Here is an 18,377-nt window from a genome sequence, read left to right as displayed (position 1 = left end):
TCTCGTATGGCAACCACGACCGGAGGTCTGCGCGTCGGACCCGACTCGGCCCCGGACCGCTACCGGCTGCGGCGGTCCATCGGACGCGGCGGGGAGGCGGTTCTCTACCTCGCCGACCTGGAGCTGTCCGGAGAGGCCGAGCCCGTCGTGGTGAAGGTCCTGGACACCCGCACCACCATGACCGCCGAGGGCTTCGCCCGGATCAGCGCCGCCTGGAGCGACCAGGCGGAACTGCTCCGTTTCGTGCACCGGGTCGGTGTGATCGGCGTGCGGGAGCACTTCGAGGGGCCTCCCCCGCACCCCCAGGGCCGGTCCGAGGAGAGCACCGGCCGCTGCCTGTACCTGGTGATGAACCATGTGGAGGGCCTGGACCTGCGGGACTGGCGGGCCGAACGCACGCTGGAGACGCCCGCCGAGCGGCGCGAGGCCGTGCGCTGCCTGGAACAGCTGGCCGAGGTGCTGGACCGGCTCCACTCGGGCACCGCCACCCCGTCCGGCCGCGTGGTGGTGCACGGCGACCTGTCGCCCGGCAATGTGATGGTCGACGCCGACGGACAGGCCACCCTCGTCGACTTCGGGCTGAGCAAACTCGCCCCCGAACACCGCACGACCGAGGTCTGGTTCACGCCCGGGTTCGCCGCGCCGGAAGTACACGAGGGCGTACGGTCCCCGGCGGCGGACCGGTACGCGTTCGGCGCCATCGCCTACTTCCTGCTCAGCGGCGAGACCCCGCCCACGACCCCGGAACAACTGCGGGGGCGGTTCACCGCACTGCCGGAGGTCACCGGCCTGCCGCCGGAGCAGCGGACCACCCTGCTCGCGCTGTTCGACGCCGATCCCGGCCGTCGGCCTGAGTCGCTGACCGGCTGGGTGCGGCAGCTGCGGCCGGCGGTGGTCACGACGACGTCCCACGCCCGGACCGCCACGGCCCCTCCTCCGCCCACGACCCCGCCCACGGCCCCGCCGCGCGGGCCCGCACACCCGGGGGCCGCGCCCTTCGCCCGCCCGCATGACGTCGCGCCGCAGCCACCGCCGGCACACCCGCCGACGGCACCGCCCACGACCCCGCCTGACGCGAAGCGCCCGCGGCGGAAGTACCTGCTGCCGCTGGGCGCGGCAGCCGCCGTGACGCTGCTGGTGGCCGGCGGAGTGCTGGGCTCCCGGCTGGCCTCCGGCGACGACGACGGCGACACCGCCTCCGGCAAGCGCCCGGAGACGACCCGCACGGCCTCGGAGAGCCCCACGACGGAGCCGAGCCCCGAGCCCAGCACCCCGTCGGCGACACCCGAGGCACCGACGGCCGACCCGTCCGGCACCCCGGACGCGACACCCTCTTCCGGCCCCGACGCGAAAGAGTCCCAGTCCCTGACGGCGCTGACCCCGGTCGACGGCACCGAGTGGGCCACCAACCCGACCGTTCTGAACACCCGGGCATTCGAAACGGCGATGACCGCCCGCCTGCCCTGCTACGGCGGGAGCAGAGCCACCGAATACAACCTGGAACGAGCCTGGTCCTCCCTCCGGTTCACCGGCGGCATCACGGACGACTCCCCCCAGTCGCAGGGCAAGCTGACCATCCTGGGTGACGGAAAGATCCTGGCGTCCGGAACCCTGGCCCTGGGCAAGGAGCGGGCCTTCGACGTACCGGTCGCCGGCGTACTGCGGCTGCGCGTCACCCTGGCCACCGCCTCCGGCGATTGCGAAGGCGTCGCCGCGCTCGCCGAACCCGTGCTGGAGCCCTGACACACCCTGGCAGGAGACAGGGCCTGACACGGAAAAGCCTCCGCCCCGCGAGTGAACTCGCGGGGCGGAGGCTTACATGGGGTGGTGGAGATGGCGGGAATCGAACCCGCGTCCAACGGTGCGGAACCAGGGCTTCTCCGAGTGCAGTTCGCTACGCTTTTCTCGGCCCCGGAGGTCACGCGAACAAGCCTCCGACAGGCCCAGCCACTGTTTGATTTCCTTCTAGGCCCCGTGGCCGGGCTTAGAAGTTTAGATCCCTAGTTGATGCCAGGATCCGGGTCGGGATCACCCCCGGGCTGACACTCCGCAGAGTCTTCGCTAGCTGCTAATTAGGCAGCGAGGGCGAAGGCGGAGGAATCGCGCTTGGAATTGGCGATTATTGTTTGCGACATATGGTTTACGAGATCATTGCCGCTTCCTCGACTCGCTTCCCCTGCTTCGACATCCGCTGTCGAAACCGATCATCCCCATGTGGTGTTTTCAAAACGCGCACCTTCGCTGAGGTGCACGGCCCATCGTACGTGACCAACGCCGGACGGTGCCACCGTATTCCCGCGCCCGGGACCGGCGGCCCCGGTCAGGCGCTGCGCTGACGGCGGCGGGCGGCCGCGATGGCGCGGTTCGTCTCCCGCGTGTCCTGCTTCTCGCGGAGCGTCTGCCGCTTGTCGTACTCCTTCTTGCCCTTCGCGAGCGCGATCTCGACCTTGACCCGGCCGTCCTTGAAGTACAGCGCGAGCGGCACGATCGTGTGACCCGTCTCCTGCGACTTCGACTCCAGCTTGTCGATCTCGGCCCGGTGCAGCAGCAGCTTGCGCTTCCGCTTGGCCGCGTGGTTGGTCCAGGTGCCCTGGACGTACTCGGGGACGTGGATGTTGTGGAGCCACGCCTCGTGGTCGTCGATCTGCACGAAGCCGTCGACCAGGGAGGCCCGTCCCATGCGCAGGGACTTGACCTCCGTGCCCATGAGGACGAGGCCGCACTCGTAGGTGTCGAGGATCGTGTAGTCGTGTCGCGCCTTCTTGTTCTGCGCGATCATCTTGCGCCCGGTGTCTTTTTCCTTCGCCATAGTGCGGTCATTTTCGCACTACGACCCACCCCCGAGGCCACTCAATACCGTCTCGGCCCGCTGCTGGGCCCGCTCGCGCACCACGAGGTCGGGGGTGATGCCCCGGCCGTCGACGTTGCGGCCGCCCGGAGTGCGGTAGTGGCCGACGGTCAGCTCGGCCACCGAGCCGCCCGGGAGCTTGCTGGGCATCTGCACGGAGCCCTTGCCGAAGGTGGGCGAGCCGACGGTGACCGCGCGGCCCCGGTCCTGGAGGGCGCCGGTCAGCAGCTCGGCTGCGCTCATCGTCCCGCCGTCGACCAGGACGACGACCGGCCGGTCCGTGTCACCGCCCGGGTCCGCGTACAGGGCCTGCTCCTCGCCGCGTACGTCGTACGTGGCGACCAGGCCGCCGTCCAGGAAGGCGGAGGCGGCCACGACGGCCTCGGCGACGAGTCCGCCGGAGTTGGCGCGCAGGTCGAGCAGTATCCCGGCCCCGTCGGGGGCGTCCCGGACCGCGGCGCGGACGTCGGCCCCCGCACCCTTGGTGAAGGCGGCGACCTTGATCAGGACCGCCGAGGCGGGCTCGTCCCCCAGCCGCCGCACGGTGACCGCCTCGGTGGTCAGCCGGGCCCGCTCCAGGGTCTCGGTCCAGCTCCGGCCGTCCCGGACGAGCCCCAGCTCCACCCGGCTGCCCTCGGCCGCTCCCGTACCGTCGCCGCGCAGTGACGCGACGACCTCCGCGACGGGGCGTTTGCCGATCGCGCGGCCGTCCAGGGTGCGCAGCAGATCGCCCGCGCGGATGCCGGCCCGGTCGGCGGGGCCGCCGGGCTGGACGCGGGAGACGGTGACGTCGCCGTGGGCGGTGCGCCGGGCGGAGAGCCCGACGCCGGTGTACGTACCGTCGAGCGCCTGCTCGAACTCCTCGTACTCCCGCTGGTCGTAGACCGCGCCCCAGCGGTCCCCGCTGCGGCTGACGACCTCCTCGGCCGCGTCCTTCACGGACTTCCCGTCGGCCTCGGCCTCGGCGGCCGCGCCCTCGATCTCCTCGCGGTCGACCGGGGCGAGGGTGGAGGAGACGGCACGGGTCTGCGGGCCGGGCCCGGGGTCGGGGTCCTGCGGCAGCGAACCGGTCGCGGCGGCGGTGGCGAGAGCGCACCCGAAGACCAATGTCAGGGCCGCCCCGCGGCGAAGACCGCGGGGCCCGAAGCGGTGCGCAGAGCCCGACATGGCGACGAGTCTAGGACAAGCCTCCCGGGGCGCACGGGCACTCGCCCGTACGCCCCGGGAGGCGTATGTCATACCTTCAGATACTTGCGCAGCGCGAAGAGCGCGGCGATCGCCGGCATCAGCAGACCGATCGCGAGCACCAGCGGAAGCTTGGTCAGGACCGCGTCCCAGCCGATGAAGTTGATCACGAGCAGCTTGTCCTGGAGCGCGAGACCGGCGTCGATCAGGAAGTACCGGCCGCCCAGCAGCATCGCACAGGCCAGCACACCGCCGATCAGACCGGCGACGGCCGCCTCCATGATGAAGGGGGCCTGGATGTAGAAGCCGGAGGCCCCGACGAGGCGCATGATGCCCGTTTCACGTCTCCGGCTGAACGCGGAGACGCGCACGGTGTTGACGATCAGGATCAGCGCGATGACGAGCATCAGGATCATCACGTAGACCGCGACGAGGTTCATCCCGTTCATCAGCTCGAAGAGCTGGTCCAGAATGGACCGTTGGTCCTGGACGGACTGCACCCCGTCCCGCCCCGCGAAGGCCGTCGCGACGACCTTGTACTTCTGGGGGTCGTCCAGCTTCACGCGGAACGACTCCTGCATCTGGTCGGGCGTGATGTTGCCCGCCATCGGGGAGTCGCCGAACTGCTCCTGGTAGTGCTTGTACGCCTCGTCGACCGTCTCGAAGTGGACCGTGTCGACGGCGTCCATCTTCTCCAGGTCGCCCTTGATCTCCGCCTTCTGCTCCTTGGTGACAGCCCCCTTGGCGCACTTGGGCGTCTCCTTGGCGTCGTTCTTGTTGCAGAGGAAGATCGAGACGTTGACCTTGTCGTACCAGAAGTCCTTCATCGTGCTGACCTGCTCGCGCATCAGCAGCGCGCCACCGAACAGGGCGAGCGAGAGGGCGACGGAGACCACGACCGCGAAGGTCATCGTGAGGTTGCGGCGGAGACCGACGCCGATCTCCGACAGGACGAACTGGGCGCGCATGGCGTCCTTTCAGTGCAGTGCTCGATGCTCGAAACGCGCGGGGGCCCGGGGGCCGCCCGCTCAGTGCTGGTAGCCGTAGACGCCGCGTGCCTGGTCGCGTACGAGACGGCCCTGCTCGAGCTCGATGACGCGCTTGCGCATCTGGTCGACGATGTTCTGGTCGTGGGTCGCCATGATCACGGTGGTGCCGGTCCGGTTGATCCGGTCCAGCAGCTTCATGATGCCCACGGAGGTCTGCGGGTCGAGGTTGCCGGTCGGCTCGTCCGCGATCAGCAGCATGGGGCGGTTGACGAAGGCGCGGGCGATGGCCACGCGCTGCTGCTCACCGCCGGAGAGCTCACCGGGCATCCGCTCCTCCTTGCCGCCGAGGCCGACGAGGTCGAGGACCTGGGGCACGGCCTTGCGGATCTCGCCGCGGGGCTTGCCGATGACCTCCTGCGCGAAGGCCACGTTCTCCGCGACCGTCTTGTTGGGCAGCAGGCGGAAGTCCTGGAAGACCGTCCCCAGCTGGCGGCGCATCTGCGGCACCTTCCAGTTGGACAGCCGCGCGAGGTCCTTGCCGAGCACATGGACCATGCCCGTGCTGGCACGCTCCTCGCGCAGGATCAGTCGCATGAAGGTCGACTTGCCGGAGCCGGAGGACCCCACCAGGAAGACGAACTCACCCTTCTCGATGTCCAGCGAGACATCGCGCAGAGCCGGTCGGGTCTGCTTCGGGTAGGTCTTGGAGACGTTGTCGAATCGGATCACGGATGCACCACGGTCGGCCGGGAGTAGGTGAGCGTGACCATACGCGAACCGGGCTCACGCGTGCAGGCGGCGTCCGGCAATGGGCGATTTATGACGGATCACCCTACGGAACGAAACGGGTCGTGCCGGACCTTGTCCGGCGGGCCGCGCCGAAATCGCCGCGAGCTGGCACAGTGGTGGGGGGAACGGTTGCGTTTCCGTGAGCGTTGTGCGGAGAGAAAGCAGGCAAGCGGCTCCGCCGCGCGGGAGGAGGAATGCGCATGACCTATGACCGACTGGTGTGCGCGAACTGCGCGGCGCCCGTGAGCGAGGGCCGCTGCCGCGTCTGCCGTGCCGTGCGGCAGCAGATGCTGGAGGAGCAGGGCCAGGGCCCGCTGGCCGGGATGAGCCCGCCCATGCTGATCGCCCTGATGGTGGTGCTGCTGACGGCGCTCGCGCTGCTGGCGCACCAAGCGGCCTGATCGGGCCCGCACAGCCGTATGGCCCTGGGGCCGCCCCTCACCGCCCCGTCGGGGGCTGACAGACGATGCGTACGGCCGCCTGAGCGGTCCGGGCGCGCAGAAGGGCCCGGGAGGCGTCTTACGTCCTCCCGGGCCCTTCGTCATGCTGTGCCGTGCCGTGTACGGGCCTGGTCCTCGCCCGCTACGCGTCGGTACGGTCCGTCATGGTCCGCGGCGGACGTCGCCGCGGACCCCGGAGGCAGGACCTAGGCGACCGTGCGACCGCCGCCGACGAGGCGCGGCAGGATGCGGAAGCCGATGCCGCCCGCGATCATCGTCGCGGCACCGATGACCAGGAAGGTCGTCTCGGCCGCACCGGTCTCGGCGAGCTCTTCCTTGCCCTTGCTCTGCTCGACCGGCTTGTTGCCGACGCTGTCGGTGTCGGTGTTGTCGGTGCACTCGGCGCCGTCGAGGTCGACGGTGCAGGAGCCGACGTCGTCGCCGCCGCCGGTGGAACCGCCGGTGGAGCCGGCCGTGGACGAACCGGAGGTGCCGGTGCCGCCCTGGTCGCCGCCGCCGGTGTTACCGGAACCGCCGTTGTTGCCCGAGCCGCCGTTGTTGCCCGAGCCACCGTTGTTGCCCGAGCCACCGTTGTTGCTGGAGCCGCCCTGGTTGCCACCCTCGACCGCGCCTTCGACGCCGCCCTGGTTACCACCCTCAACGGCACCCTCGACGCCACCCTGGTTGCCACCCTCGACGGCACCCTCAACGGCGCCTTCGACGCCGCCCTGGTTACCCTCAACGGCACCCTCGACCGCGCCCTCAACGGCACCCTCGACGCCGCCCTGGTTACCCTCAACGGCACCCTCGACCGCGCCCTCAACGGCACCCTCGACGCCGCCCTGGTTACCCTCAACGGCACCCTCGACCGCGCCCTCAACGGCACCCTCGACGCCGCCGTCGGCGCCTGCGTCGACGCCACCCGGGTCGCCGCCCTCGGTGGAGCCCTCGATGAGGCCGCCGATGAGGCCGTCCTCGGGCTGGTCCTGGGTGCTGATCGTGGACTCGCCGGAACCGTCGAGGTCCAGCGCCTGCGCCGCACCGGCCGCAGTCAGCGAGGCACCCGCGGCGATGACCGCACCAGCGGCTATCCGCGCGACGCGAACACGCGTCTTCTTCGTCATCTGTTGCTACCCCCAGTAGCCGATCTCGTCATTGGAGCAGCCATATGCGGGCCGTGGGCCCTGCGGGGAATCTCTCTCGGCAAGGCCACGTCGTGTCGTGGTCACCCCGCCCGCCCCCCGGTTCACGCCCGTCCCAGACATACGCATGCTGCTCTAGCACCCTGGCCAGAGTTAAGGATTACGTCAAGGCCGTTCCGTGCACTAGGCACCGATATGGGGGTTCTTGACGGCTAATCGGAAGCCCGACTGTGACGTATCGGGCACAGATCCTCCGCAACGCAGGCGGGCCCGGACAGTCGCCTGTCCGGGCCCAACCTCCGTACCGCTGAAGCTACTTCTCCCGCTGCTTGCGCCAGCGGATGCCCGCCTCGACGAAGCCGTCGATCTCGCCGTTGAAGACCGCTTCGGGGTTGCCCATCTCGAACTCCGTACGCAGGTCCTTGACCATCTGGTACGGGTGGAGGACGTACGAACGCATCTGGTTGCCCCAGGAGTTGCCACCGTCGCCCTTGAGGGCGTTCATCTTGGCCTGCTCCTCCTGGCGGCGGCGCTCAAGGAGCTTCGCCTGGAGGACGTTCATCGCGGACGCCTTGTTCTGGATCTGCGAGCGCTCGTTCTGGCAGGAGACGACGATGCCGGTGGGCAGGTGGGTCAGACGGACCGCGGAGTCCGTGGTGTTGACGCCCTGGCCGCCGGGGCCCGAGGAGCGGTACACGTCCACGCGCAGCTCGGACTCGTCGATCTCGATGTGGTCGGTCTGCTCGACGACCGGGAGGACCTCGACGCCCGCGAAGGACGTCTGGCGGCGACCCTGGTTGTCGAACGGCGAGATGCGGACCAGGCGGTGGGTGCCCTGCTCGACGGAGAGGGTGCCGTAGGCGTACGGGACCTGGACGGCGAAGGTGGTCGACTTGATGCCGGCCTCTTCGGCGTAGGCGGTCTCGTAGACCTCGGTCTTGTAGTTGTGCCGCTCGGCCCAGCGGATGTACATGCGCTGGAGCTTCTCCGCGAAGTCGGCGGCGTCGACGCCGCCGGCCTCGGCCCGGATGGTCACGAGGGCCTCGCGGGCGTCGTACTCGCCGGAGAGGAGCGTGCGGACCTCCATCTCGTCCAGCGCCTTCTTCACCGACTCCAGCTCGGTCTCGGCCTCCGCCTGGGCGTCGGCGTCGCCCTCGTCCGCGGCGAGCTCGAAGAGGACTTCGAGGTCGTCGATGCGGCCGCGCAGGGTCTCGGCCTTGCGGACCTCGGCCTGGAGGTGGGAAAGCCTGCTGGTGATCTTCTGGGCCGCCTCCGGGTCGTCCCACAGGGACGGCGCCGCAGCCTGCTCCTCGAGCGCGGCGATGTCCGCCCTCAGCGCATCCAGGTCCAGGACGGCCTCGATCGACCCCATGGTCGAGGAGAGGGACTTCAGCTCTTCGGAAATATCGACGACTGCCACGGGTCCAGCGTAACGGCTGGGCGGATGAAGCTTGCCCTCCCCCGGAAACAGGCCCGTGACCAGGGCCGGGAACCGGCCCGGAGAAGGGGTGCGCTCACCACGCGCTCACCCCGCGGACCGTGCGCTCACGGGGTCGCCGGGGCCGAGTTCTCGCTGTCCTGGGGCGCCCCGCCCCCGTCGCTGCCGCCGGTGGCCAGCCAGCCCCCGACCGCGACGGCGGCGCAGAGGGCGACGGCGGCGACACCGAGGGCGAGGCGGCGTTTGCGGACGGCGGCGGCCTTGTTACGGGCGGAGCCGGGCCGGGGCCTGCCCGGGGCTCGGGGTGCGCGGGCCGTGCCGAGGGGGCCGCCCGCCAGCTCGTCCGGGGCCGGGACGCGCATGCTCGTGTGGGTGTCCCGGTTGGAGTCGGGGGCGGAGCCGGGCACCAGCGGGACCGCGCCGCGGCGGCGGGGCTCCTCGGCGGCCGGGGTGTACTGCTGCTCGTCGTACGCGGGCTGCTGCTCGCTCTCCTCCGGGCCCGGCTCGTCCACCTCCAGCGGTGGTATCCCCGCCAGCAGGGGCAGCAGATCGCGCAGCCGTACGGCCAGCTCCGAGGCGCGCAGCCGGGAGGCGGGGGCCTTGGCCAGGCACTGCACCAGGAGCTGCCAGAGCTCCTCGGGGATGCCGGGGAGCGGGACGACGGTCTCGGTGACGTGGCGGCGCAGGACCGCGCCGGGGTGGCCGCCGCCGAAGGGCGTGAAGCCGGCGAGCAGCTCGTACAGCACGGTCGCGAGCGCGTAGATGTCGACGGCGGCGCGCGGCGGGAGGCCCTCGACGATCTCGGGGGCCAGGTAGTCCGGCGTACCGATGATCTTCGTGGCCTTGGTGCGGCGCGGGGTGTCGATCAGCTTGGCGACGCCGAAGTCGGTGAGCAGGGCGGGGTGGGCGCCGCCGGGGCCGAGCGGGCCCTCCATGTCGAGCAGGATGTTCTCCGGCTTGACGTCCCGGTGGACGATCTGGGCCTTGTGCGCGGCGGCCAGCCCGTCGGCGACGTCCGCGATGATCGCGACGGCGGCCTCGGGGGCGAGGCGGCGCTCGCGGTCCAGACGGGTGCGCAGATCGGTGCCGCGTACGAGGGTCATGACCAGCGCGAGGTCGTTGCCGTCCACGACGAGGTCCCGGACGGCGACCACGTGCGGGTGGTCGAGTCCGAGCAGGGCGGTGCGCTCCTGGACGAAGCGGCCCACGAGCTCCTGGTCGGACGCGAGGTCCTCACGGAGCAGCTTGATGGCGACCGGGCCCTCGGGCCCTTCGCCGAGCCATACCGTGCCGGCGCTGCCGCGCCCCAGGATCTGGTGGGCCGTGTACCGGCTGCCGATATTCCGTGCCAAGACTGCTCCCTCAGCGGCTGGCGGTGGACCCCCGGTCGACAAAGTTACGCGGCGTTCGGGGTGTCACGTGCCCAGGATGGCACCGACCTTCACTTCTCCGGGCCGAATGGGCCCGGAGAAGTCGACAAAGGGACAGTGTTACGGGCCCTGGGGGCTTGCCCGACGCCAGGGGCCCCGCTGACGGGTCAGGCTCCGCCCGAGCCTCCAGCGCTGTCGCCGACCTTGGAGATCCAGTCGGTGACCGTGCCGATCGCGTCGCCGATCGCTTCCCAGTAGCCCTTGCCCTGGGCGACCCAGTCCTGGAGCGGGGTCAGCTCCCAGATGAGCCAGCCGGCGACGACCAGGAGCACCACGGTGAACAGGCAGCCCTTGAGGCAGCCGAGTCCGGGGATCCGCATCGGGTTGGCGCCGCGCTGCCTCGGCGGGCGCGGCTCGCGCGGCGGGCGCGCGGCCGGCTCCTGGGGCTGCTGCGGCTGCGGGGGCGCGTACTGCTGCCGCTGGGGCTGCTGCGGCTGCTGGTAGCGCTGTGGCTGGTGCTGCTGTTGCTGCTGGTGTTGCGGCGGGTACTGCTGGTGCTGCGGAGGCGGCTGGCGGCGCTGGGGCTGCTGCTGCTGTTGCTGGTGCTGCTGTTGCTGGTGCTGCTGCGGCGGCTGCTGGCGCTGGGGGCGGCGGCGCAGCGGGTCCTGGCTCGGGTCCAGGTACTGCACCTGGGTCTGCTCGTTGCGGTCGCGGGCCGCCTGGAGCTGCGACTGCCAGGGGTGCGGCCCGTCCGGCTGCGGCGGCCCGTCGGGGCGCTGCGGCACGGGCGGCATGACCGCGGTGGGGTCGGCGTGGCCGCCGCCGGGGCCCTGGCCGGGGCCGCCCTGGCCGCCGGGGCCGGACTGCGGGAGCACGCTGGTGGCGGCGCCCGGGTCGTAGGAGCCCGCGTTGCTCGGCAGCACCTGCGTGGGGTCGGCCGCGCCGGGGGTGTCCGGAACGGCCGTGGGCGCCGGGTCGGGGGCGAGCAGGGCGCCCACCCCTTCGGCGGCGGCGATCTGGGCGGAGTTCGCGTGGACGCCGATGCCCGAGGCGACCGTACGCAGACCGCGGGCCAGGTTCTCGGCGCTGGGCCGCCGGTCCGGGTCCTTGCTCAGGCAGCGCTCTATGACCGTCCACAGCGGGGCGGGCACGGTGGAGGGCCGGCGGGGCTCCTCGCTGAGGTGCCGGTGCAGGACTTCGAGGGCGGTGCCCCCGGCGAACGGCGGACGGCCGGTGACCAGCTCGTACAGCAGGATGCCCGCGCCGTAGATGTCGACGGCGGAGGTCTGCGGGCGGCCCTCGGCGGACTCCGGCGCGACGTAGGCGGGCGTGCCGACGAACTCGTGGGTCCGGGTCAGCCCCGGGGAGTCGGCCAGGCGCGCGATGCCGAAGTCGGTGAGCATCGGGGTCATGCCGCCGTCGCGCTCGTCGAGCAGCACGTTGGCCGGCTTGAGGTCGCGGTGGACGACGCCGTCGGCGTGGCTGGCGGCGAGCGCGTCCGCGATCTGCGCGGTGAGCAGGGCGGCGGCGACCGGGGTGAGCGGGCCGTTGGCGCGCAGGTAGCGGTGCAGGTCGGGGCCGTCGATCAGGTCCATCACCAGGGCGAGGAGATCGCCCTCGACGACCAGGTCGCGGGTGCGCACGATGTTCGGGTGCGTGAGCCGCAGCAGGACGGAGCGCTCCCGCAGGAACCGCATCACCACATCGGCGTCGTTGGCCAGCTCCTCCTTGAGGACCTTGATGGCCACGGTCTCGCCGGGCTGACCCGCGACGGCTGCCTCGGCGCCCGCGGTCTCCCGCTGGCGGGCTCGCCAGACGGTGCCCGTGGCGCCGCGCCCGAGCGGCTCCTCCAGGAGGTACTTGCTGCCTACAGGCCGCACGTCATGCGCTCCCTGCTGATCGTGGTGCTTGCGGACCCCAGGGGGTGTCGTGCCGCCGGGCCCGCCCGAATGTTCCGGCCCACTGTAATGCCGCCGAACGGGGCACCGGGGGCTCACGTTTCGGGGGAAGACGCGTGGACCGGGCCGATGGTTGCCGTACGGCCGCCCGGGAGACGGCTGACCGTTCGACCGTCTGTGCGTGCCCCTGCCCGACTTGTGCCGGGCGACTCCCCGGGAAACCTCTCCGAGCGGCGGGATCCGGACGCAAGCAGGCACTTTTGCGCCCACAGCCGACCATTCAAGATCATTTAAAGGTGACCGCCGGGCGTGTTGTCAGTGGCAGGTGCGAGGATGCCTCCAGCACGGATCTGCGGGGTCGGAGCCTCGCGGTCCGTGACGACCTGTACGGACGACGTGTCCGTGCCGGGTGGGGGGAATCACAGGGCGTTTCCCCTGCCGGGCACCCCCGCGCAGAAGGGACCGCTGACGGCGATGCAGATCCGGCTGACCGTCCTCGCGCCGCGCAGCGGCCAGACCCCGGCGCGCACCTGCGACGTGCTCGTCACCGCCCCCGCCGGGACGGCGCTGGCCGCCGTCGCCTCCCAGCTGGCCGCCGCCGTGTCGGGGCCCGAGAGCTCCCAGGGCGGCGGGGCGGTCGTGCTCTTCGCCGGGCGGGAGCGGCTGGACGGGCACCGCATCGCGCTGGGCGAGCCGCCCCTGGTGGACGGCGCGGTCCTCTCGCTCCAGGTCCCAGGCGACGAAGAAGCGACGGACGACGCCGTTCCGGCCCAGCTCCACGTGGTGGCGGGGCCGGACGCGGGCGGCGTCCATCTGCTGCACGGCGGGCAGATCCGGATCGGCCGCTCCGCCGACGCGGACGTCCCGCTGGACGACCCGGACGTCTCCCGGCTGCACTGCGCGGTGACGGTCTCCGACGACGGCCGGGTCTCGGTCGCCGACCTCGGCTCGACGAACGGCACCTCGCTGGACGGCGTCGAGGTGCACGAGCGGCCGGTCCGCCTCGCCCCCGGCGCGCTGCTGCGGCTCGGCGAGTCCGCCCTCCGCCTCACGTCGGGCTGCCGCGCGGCGACGCTGCCGATCGCCCCGGACGGCGAGGGGCACCTGCGGGTGACCCGCGCCGAGACGGGGGGCGCCGCCCCGGGCCAGGGCACCGGTGCGCCCTCCGCCGCGCACACCCCCGACCACGGGGGCCAGGGCACCGGCCCCGCGTACGGCGCACCGGCCTCGCCGTTCGCCTCCTCCCCTGCCGCCGCTTCTCCCGCCTCGTCACCGTTCCCGGCCTCCGGTTCCGCTGCTTCTTCCGGGTCCTCCGGTGCGTACGGGGCTCCGGAGGCGTCCTCCGACGAGGCCTCCTGGCCGGGGCATGCCGAGGCCGGGCCGGGCGCGTACGCGCCAGGCGGCGCCCACGCCCGCGGCGAGGAGTTCACCGATGCCCCGGCGCCCCGGCGTGGCCTAGGGGCCTGGGCGAGGCGGCTCAAAGGCGGCGCGAAGAGCGAGCAGACGGCGGGCCGGGAGACCGGGGCCGGGGGGCGGGGCGACGCGTACGGAGCTGCCCGCACCCCGGACGCTCCGGGCTCCCGGGCCGCGTACGGCTTCGAGACGCACGGATCGTCGGCACACGGCTCCGAGACCTACGGATCGTCGGCGTACGGATCATCGGCGTACGGATCCGAGGCGTACGGATCCGAGGCGTACGGATCGTCGGCATACGGATCCGGGGCGTACGGAACAGGGGCGGACGACTCCGGGGCGCACGGGACCGGAACGTACGGCTCCGAGGGATACGGCTCCGGCGGGTACGGCTCCGGATCGCAGGGAACAGGCGCGCAAGGCGCGAGGGCTCACGGATCCGGGGCCCACGGCTCCGGGGCGCAGGGGACCGGGGCCCACGGATCCGGCTCGCAAACCCCCGGCGCGCACCGCTCCGGACCGCACGGCTCGGGCGCGCACAGCCCCGGACCGCACGGCTCCGCGGCGGGCTCGTCGCGCGTCCCGGGCGGCTCCCCCGATCCGTCCGGTGGCCCGTCGGGGGCCGGGCATCTCGCTTCCCCGGCCTCCCCCGGTTCCCCCTTCTCCGCGCTGCCCTCCGCCCCCGAGGGCACCTGGCCCGATCCGGCGGCCGTGCTGCTGACCGCGCTCGGCCCGGGGCCCCGGCTCTGGGAGCGCCACCCGGAGCACCCCGAGGCGCTGGTGGTGCGGCTCGGCACGACCGACCGGGCCGAGGTGCCCGGCGTGCCGGTGACCGTGGGGCTGCGGGAGGCCGGTTCGCTGGGGCTCGCCGGTCCGCGCGCCCGGCTGGCGGGTCTCGCCCGCGCGACGGTGGCGCAGCTCGCCGCGCTGCACTCCCCGTTCGACCTGGAGATCGTCCTCGTCTCCACGGACCGCTCCCGCACGCTGGAGGAACGCCGGCGCGAGTGGTCCTGGCTGGGCTGGCTGCCGCACCTGCGCCCGACGCACGGGCAGGACTGCCGGCTGCTCCTCGCGTACGAGCGTGAGCAGGCGGAAGCCCGTACGGCCGAGCTGGTGCGCCGCCTCGACGAGGGCCCCCTCGGTCCAGGCTGGCCGCATCTGGACCGGGCCGCGGTGGCCGGGGCCGCCCGCGACCACAAGGGTCCGCACACCGTGGTCGTCCTGGACGGCGACCCCGGTACGGCGTTCCTGCGCGAGACCACGGCGCGGCTGGCCGGGGCGGGCGCGGCGGCCGGGATCCACCTGATCTGTCTGGCCGAGACCCCGGCCGCCTCCCCCACCTCGCCGGTGGCCGCGACCTACGAGGCCGCCTGCCGGAGCTCCATCGCCTTCCGGGAGTGCGGCGCGGTCGCGATGCTGAGCGGCGACGTCGCCACGGCGTTGCGCCTGCTGCGCACGGCGGGCGGGCAGGCCGCGGGGCACGGGACCGTGGCCGCCGTGGACGCGGTGTCGGCGGCCTGGGCCGAGCGGTTCGGCCGGGCGCTCGCGCCGCTGCGCGAGGAGGGCTCGGCCGCGCTGGCGGGCCGCCCGACGACCGCCGCGCTGCCGCCGTCCGCCCGGCTGCTGGACGAGCTGGGCCTGGCCCGCGCCACTCCGGCTTCGCTGATGGCCCGCTGGGCGTCCACGGCGGAGGCCCAGCCGGGCGCCTCGGCACCTCGCGCCGCCACCGCTCCCCCGCCCCGCTCCGAGCTGGACAGCGCCAACTCCGGGCGCACCCTCAGCGCCGGCCCGCGCGTCGGCCCCCAGCGCACCGCGGCCTCCTCCCCCCACCACGACTCCGGCCGCACGCCGTATCCGGCCGCGGGCGCCCCCGACCCGGACCGCACTCCGTATCCGCCGCTCGACAGCCGCGACTCCGGCCGCACCCCGTACCCGCCCCTGGACGACCACGACTCCGGCCGCACGCCCTACCTGGGCGCCCAGCGCTCCGGCCCGGGTCAAGGGGCCGGCACCGGAGCAGGAACAGGGGCCGACGCCTGGGAGCGGGGCGACGCCACCCCCGCGCCGTCCGGTCCCGGCCCCGGCAGTGCCACGACCCCGGCCCCGGCCGCCGTCCACACCGGCCGTCCCGTCCTCGTGCTCGGCGCGGGCCCCCGCGGCCCCCTCAGCGTCGATCTCGCCGACGAGGGCCCGCACCTGCTGATCGAGGGGCCCCCGGGCAGCGGTCGCACCGAGCTGCTCCGGGCCGTCGCCGCCTCGCTCGCCTCCGCCGCCCGGCCCGACCGGCTCGGCATCCTCCTGGTCGACGGTTCCGGTGGTGAGCACGGCGAGCTCGGCGAGGGCCTGCTCCCCTGTACGGAGCTGCCGCACGTCTTCACGCACCTCGTGGCGTCCGACCCGGTCCGGATGCGGGAGTTCGCCCAGGCCCTGGGCGGCGAGCTGAAGCGCCGCGCCGAGCTGCTCGGCGACCTGGACTTCGCGGCCTGGCACGAGCGGCACGCCCAGCAGGAGGGCCGACAGGAGAGTCGGCAGGAGGGCCGGCAGGAGGCCGCCCCCCGCATCGTGGGCCAGCGGCCGCCGAGCGGCGCCGAGCGGCGGGGCGATCTGGACTCTCCGGCCAGCGGCACCCTGCGGCTGCGCCCCGCCGCCGCCCGGTCCGTGGCCCCCGGCCCCTCCCCGCTGCCCCGCCTCGTCGTCCTCACCGACGACTTCGACGCGCTGGTCGCCCCGGCGCTCGGCTCCCCCGGCCGGCCCGCCGCCGGTTCGGTGGTGCGGGCGCTGGAGGCCGTGGCCCGGGACGGCGGGCGGCTCGGCGTGCACCTGGTCGCCACCTCCGCGCGCCCCGACCGCACCGAGGACACCGAGCTGGCCCGGGGCGCCCGGCTGCGCATCGTCCTGGACGCTCCCGTGCTGCCGCCGTCCCCGGACGAACCGGCCCCGGGCCGGGGCAGGTTGGGGCATCCGGACGGCCGGGTGACGCCGTTCCAGGGGGGCCGGGTCACCGGGCGCATCCCACGGACGGCGACGCTGCGTCCGACCGTCGTCCCGCTGGAGTGGGAGCGGATGGGCGATCCGCCGACCCGGCGGCCGGTGCGGGAGCTGGGCAACGGGCCGACCGACCTCGCGCTGCTCGCCAGCGCCCTGGAGCGCGCGGCCCGCTCGGTGAACGCCGAACGGCTCCCCGCGCTCGTACCGTTCACAGCATGACTACGCCCCGACGACGCCCCGACCGCAGCGTGACCACGGCCCGACCACGGCCACCGGGAGCGCCGCTCCTACCCCTGCCCGGGCAGGCTTCCGACATGCCCTGACATGACGTCACGAGGCGATCACGATCGGCGCGTTGGAGCCTCCGGCGGTATTGCGGGGCCCGGGCGCCGGGCGTAGGACTGTGCGCACGGACGACGTAGTCCGGGCATGCGGACGTGGCCGGGCGCGTAGGGAAGAAACGGGGCAGGAATGCGCACAACCCTCTCGATACGCAGGGCCGCACTCGTGTTCGCGGCGGTCGGCGCTCTGGCGCTCACCGGCTGCGGGGGCGACGGCGACGGCAAGAAGAAGTCGGGTGACGACTCCGGCAAGGGCACGGACAGCGCGTCCACGGTCGACCTGCCGAAGCTGGACGGGGAGAAGGTCTCCGTCGCCGCGGTCTGGACCGGGCCCGAGCAGGCCAACTTCACCAAGGTGCTGGACGAGTTCGAGAAGCGTACGGGCGCGGACGTCACGTTCGTCCCGGCGCAGGACCCGATCATCAACTTCCTGGGCACCAAGATCGCGGGCAAGCAGCCGCCGGACGTGGCGATGATCCCGCAGGTCGGCGCGATCCAGCAGGCGGCCGCGAAGAAGTGGGCCAAGCCGGTCGGCGCCGAGGCGAAGGCCCAGCTCGACAAGAACTACGCCAAGGTCTGGCAGGACCTCGGCGCGGTCGACGGCACCCAGTACGGGGTGTACTTCAAGGCCGCCAACAAGTCCCTGATCTGGTACAACGCCGCCGCGTTCGACAACGCGGGGGCGAGCGAGCCGAAGACCTGGAAGGACTTCCTGACCACCGCCGAGACGGTGGGCGCCTCCGGCGTCACCCCGGTCTCGGTGGGCGGCGCGGACGGCTGGACCCTGACCGACTGGTTCGAGAACGTCTACCTCTCGCAGGCGGGCCCGGAGAAGTACGACCAGTTGGCGAAGCACGAGATCCCGTGGACCGACCCGTCCGTCAAGGACGCGCTGACCACGCTGGCCGAGCTGTTCGGCAAGCCGGAGCTGATCGCGGGCGGCGCGGACGGGGCGCTCCAGACGGAGTTCCCGGCCTCGGTGACGCAGACCTTCACCGGGGGCGACCAGCCCAAGGGCGCGATGGTCTTCGAGGGCGACTTCGTCGCGATCAACATCGCGCAGACCGAGGCGAAGATCGGCACGGACGCCAAGGTCTTCCCGTTCCCGGCGGTCGGCGCGGACTCCCCGGTGGTGACCGGCGGCGACGCGGCGGTGGCCCTGAAGGACAGCAAGGGCGCCCAGGCGCTGCTGACCTGGCTGGCGTCGTCGGACGCGGCGAAGATCTGGGCCGAGGCGGGCGGATTCATCTCGCCGAACAAGGGTCTGGATCTGAAGGCGTACCCGAACGACGTGCAGCGCACGATGGCGCAGGCGCTCATCGACGCCGGTGACGACGTGCGGTTCGACATGTCCGACCAGGCCCCGCAGTCGTTCGGCGGGACGCCCGGTGCGGGCGAGTGGAAGATTCTCCAGGACTTCCTGAAGAATCCGAAGGACATCGCGGGGACTCAGAAGAAACTGGAGTCCGAAGCGGTCAAGGCATACAAGAGCTGACGCCGTGACGACAGCGACCGCGGGGGGCGCCGGTGCGGCGC

Annotated in this window: 12 protein-coding genes and 1 other RNA gene; 4 read left to right on the top strand and 9 right to left on the bottom strand. The window is 72.9% G+C overall.

Going from position 1 to position 18,377, the window contains the following annotated elements; all coding sequences use genetic code 11:
* Nucleotides 1-6: 6 nt before the first annotated feature.
* A complete protein-coding gene (locus ACFWM7_RS11135) occupies nt 7-1,743 on the top strand; it encodes a phosphotransferase (protein ID WP_383258147.1) in 1,737 nt (578 codons plus the stop codon).
* A gap of 82 nt (nt 1,744-1,825) precedes the next feature.
* Here the strand turns inward: ACFWM7_RS11135 and ssrA are convergent.
* The 5 genes from ssrA to ftsE form a co-directional block, all read right to left on the bottom strand.
* Nucleotides 1,826-2,212, bottom strand: a transfer-messenger RNA (tmRNA) gene (gene ssrA, locus ACFWM7_RS11130).
* Nucleotides 2,213-2,320: 108 nt separating this feature from the next.
* Nucleotides 2,321-2,809 carry an SsrA-binding protein SmpB gene (gene smpB / locus ACFWM7_RS11125; protein WP_003968790.1) on the bottom strand — a complete coding sequence of 163 codons (489 nt, stop codon included), beginning with the start codon at nt 2,807-2,809 and terminating at the stop codon, nt 2,321-2,323.
* An 18-nt stretch (nt 2,810-2,827) separates the two neighbouring features.
* On the bottom strand, nt 2,828-4,015 hold the full coding sequence (locus tag ACFWM7_RS11120; RefSeq protein ID WP_383258143.1) for a S41 family peptidase: 1,188 nt from the start codon (nt 4,013-4,015) through the stop codon (nt 2,828-2,830).
* Nucleotides 4,016-4,083: 68 nt separating this feature from the next.
* Nucleotides 4,084-5,001 (bottom strand): permease-like cell division protein FtsX, encoded by a 918-nt coding sequence (gene ftsX, locus ACFWM7_RS11115; protein ID WP_383258140.1) that lies wholly within the window; start codon nt 4,999-5,001, stop codon nt 4,084-4,086.
* A 60-nt stretch (nt 5,002-5,061) separates the two neighbouring features.
* Nucleotides 5,062-5,751: a cell division ATP-binding protein FtsE gene (gene ftsE, locus ACFWM7_RS11110; protein ID WP_003968787.1), complete on the bottom strand. Its 690-nt coding sequence runs from the start codon at nt 5,749-5,751 to the stop codon at nt 5,062-5,064.
* A 260-nt stretch (nt 5,752-6,011) separates the two neighbouring features.
* Between ftsE and ACFWM7_RS11105 the strand changes: the two genes are divergently transcribed.
* A complete protein-coding gene (locus tag ACFWM7_RS11105; RefSeq protein ID WP_383258137.1) occupies nt 6,012-6,212 on the top strand; it encodes a hypothetical protein in 201 nt (66 codons plus the stop codon).
* Between the two features lie 245 nt (nt 6,213-6,457).
* Here ACFWM7_RS11105 and ACFWM7_RS11100 read toward each other — a convergent pair whose 3' ends face one another.
* The 4 genes from ACFWM7_RS11100 to ACFWM7_RS11085 form a co-directional block, all read right to left on the bottom strand.
* Nucleotides 6,458-7,375: an LPXTG cell wall anchor domain-containing protein gene (locus tag ACFWM7_RS11100; protein ID WP_383258134.1), complete on the bottom strand. Its 918-nt coding sequence runs from the start codon at nt 7,373-7,375 to the stop codon at nt 6,458-6,460.
* Nucleotides 7,376-7,706: 331 nt separating this feature from the next.
* Complete coding sequence (gene prfB / locus ACFWM7_RS11095; protein ID WP_383258131.1) at nt 7,707-8,813, bottom strand: peptide chain release factor 2; 1,107 nt, start codon at nt 8,811-8,813, stop codon at nt 7,707-7,709.
* A gap of 125 nt (nt 8,814-8,938) precedes the next feature.
* A complete protein-coding gene (locus tag ACFWM7_RS11090) occupies nt 8,939-10,183 on the bottom strand; it encodes a serine/threonine-protein kinase (protein WP_383258129.1) in 1,245 nt (414 codons plus the stop codon).
* A 185-nt stretch (nt 10,184-10,368) separates the two neighbouring features.
* Nucleotides 10,369-12,081 carry a serine/threonine-protein kinase gene (locus ACFWM7_RS11085; protein ID WP_383258127.1) on the bottom strand — a complete coding sequence of 571 codons (1,713 nt, stop codon included), beginning with the start codon at nt 12,079-12,081 and terminating at the stop codon, nt 10,369-10,371.
* A gap of 492 nt (nt 12,082-12,573) precedes the next feature.
* On the opposite strand from ACFWM7_RS11085, the gene ACFWM7_RS11080 reads away from it, so the two are divergent.
* Both ACFWM7_RS11080 and ACFWM7_RS11075 read left to right on the top strand, forming a co-directional pair.
* Entirely contained in the window at nt 12,574-16,719 is a 4,146-nt protein-coding gene (locus ACFWM7_RS11080; RefSeq protein WP_383258124.1) for an FHA domain-containing protein, read from the top strand.
* Between the two features lie 252 nt (nt 16,720-16,971).
* Nucleotides 16,972-18,336 carry an ABC transporter substrate-binding protein gene (locus tag ACFWM7_RS11075; RefSeq protein ID WP_383258120.1) on the top strand — a complete coding sequence of 455 codons (1,365 nt, stop codon included), beginning with the start codon at nt 16,972-16,974 and terminating at the stop codon, nt 18,334-18,336.
* The last annotated feature ends 41 nt before the right edge of the window (nt 18,337-18,377 follow it).

The sequence above is a fragment of the Streptomyces sp. NPDC058375 genome, from assembly GCF_042723425.1.
GTDB lineage: Bacteria > Actinomycetota > Actinomycetes > Streptomycetales > Streptomycetaceae > Streptomyces > Streptomyces durocortorensis.
The sequence above is the reverse complement of the archived record's forward strand: the minus strand, read 5'-3'. Positions and strand labels throughout refer to the sequence as shown.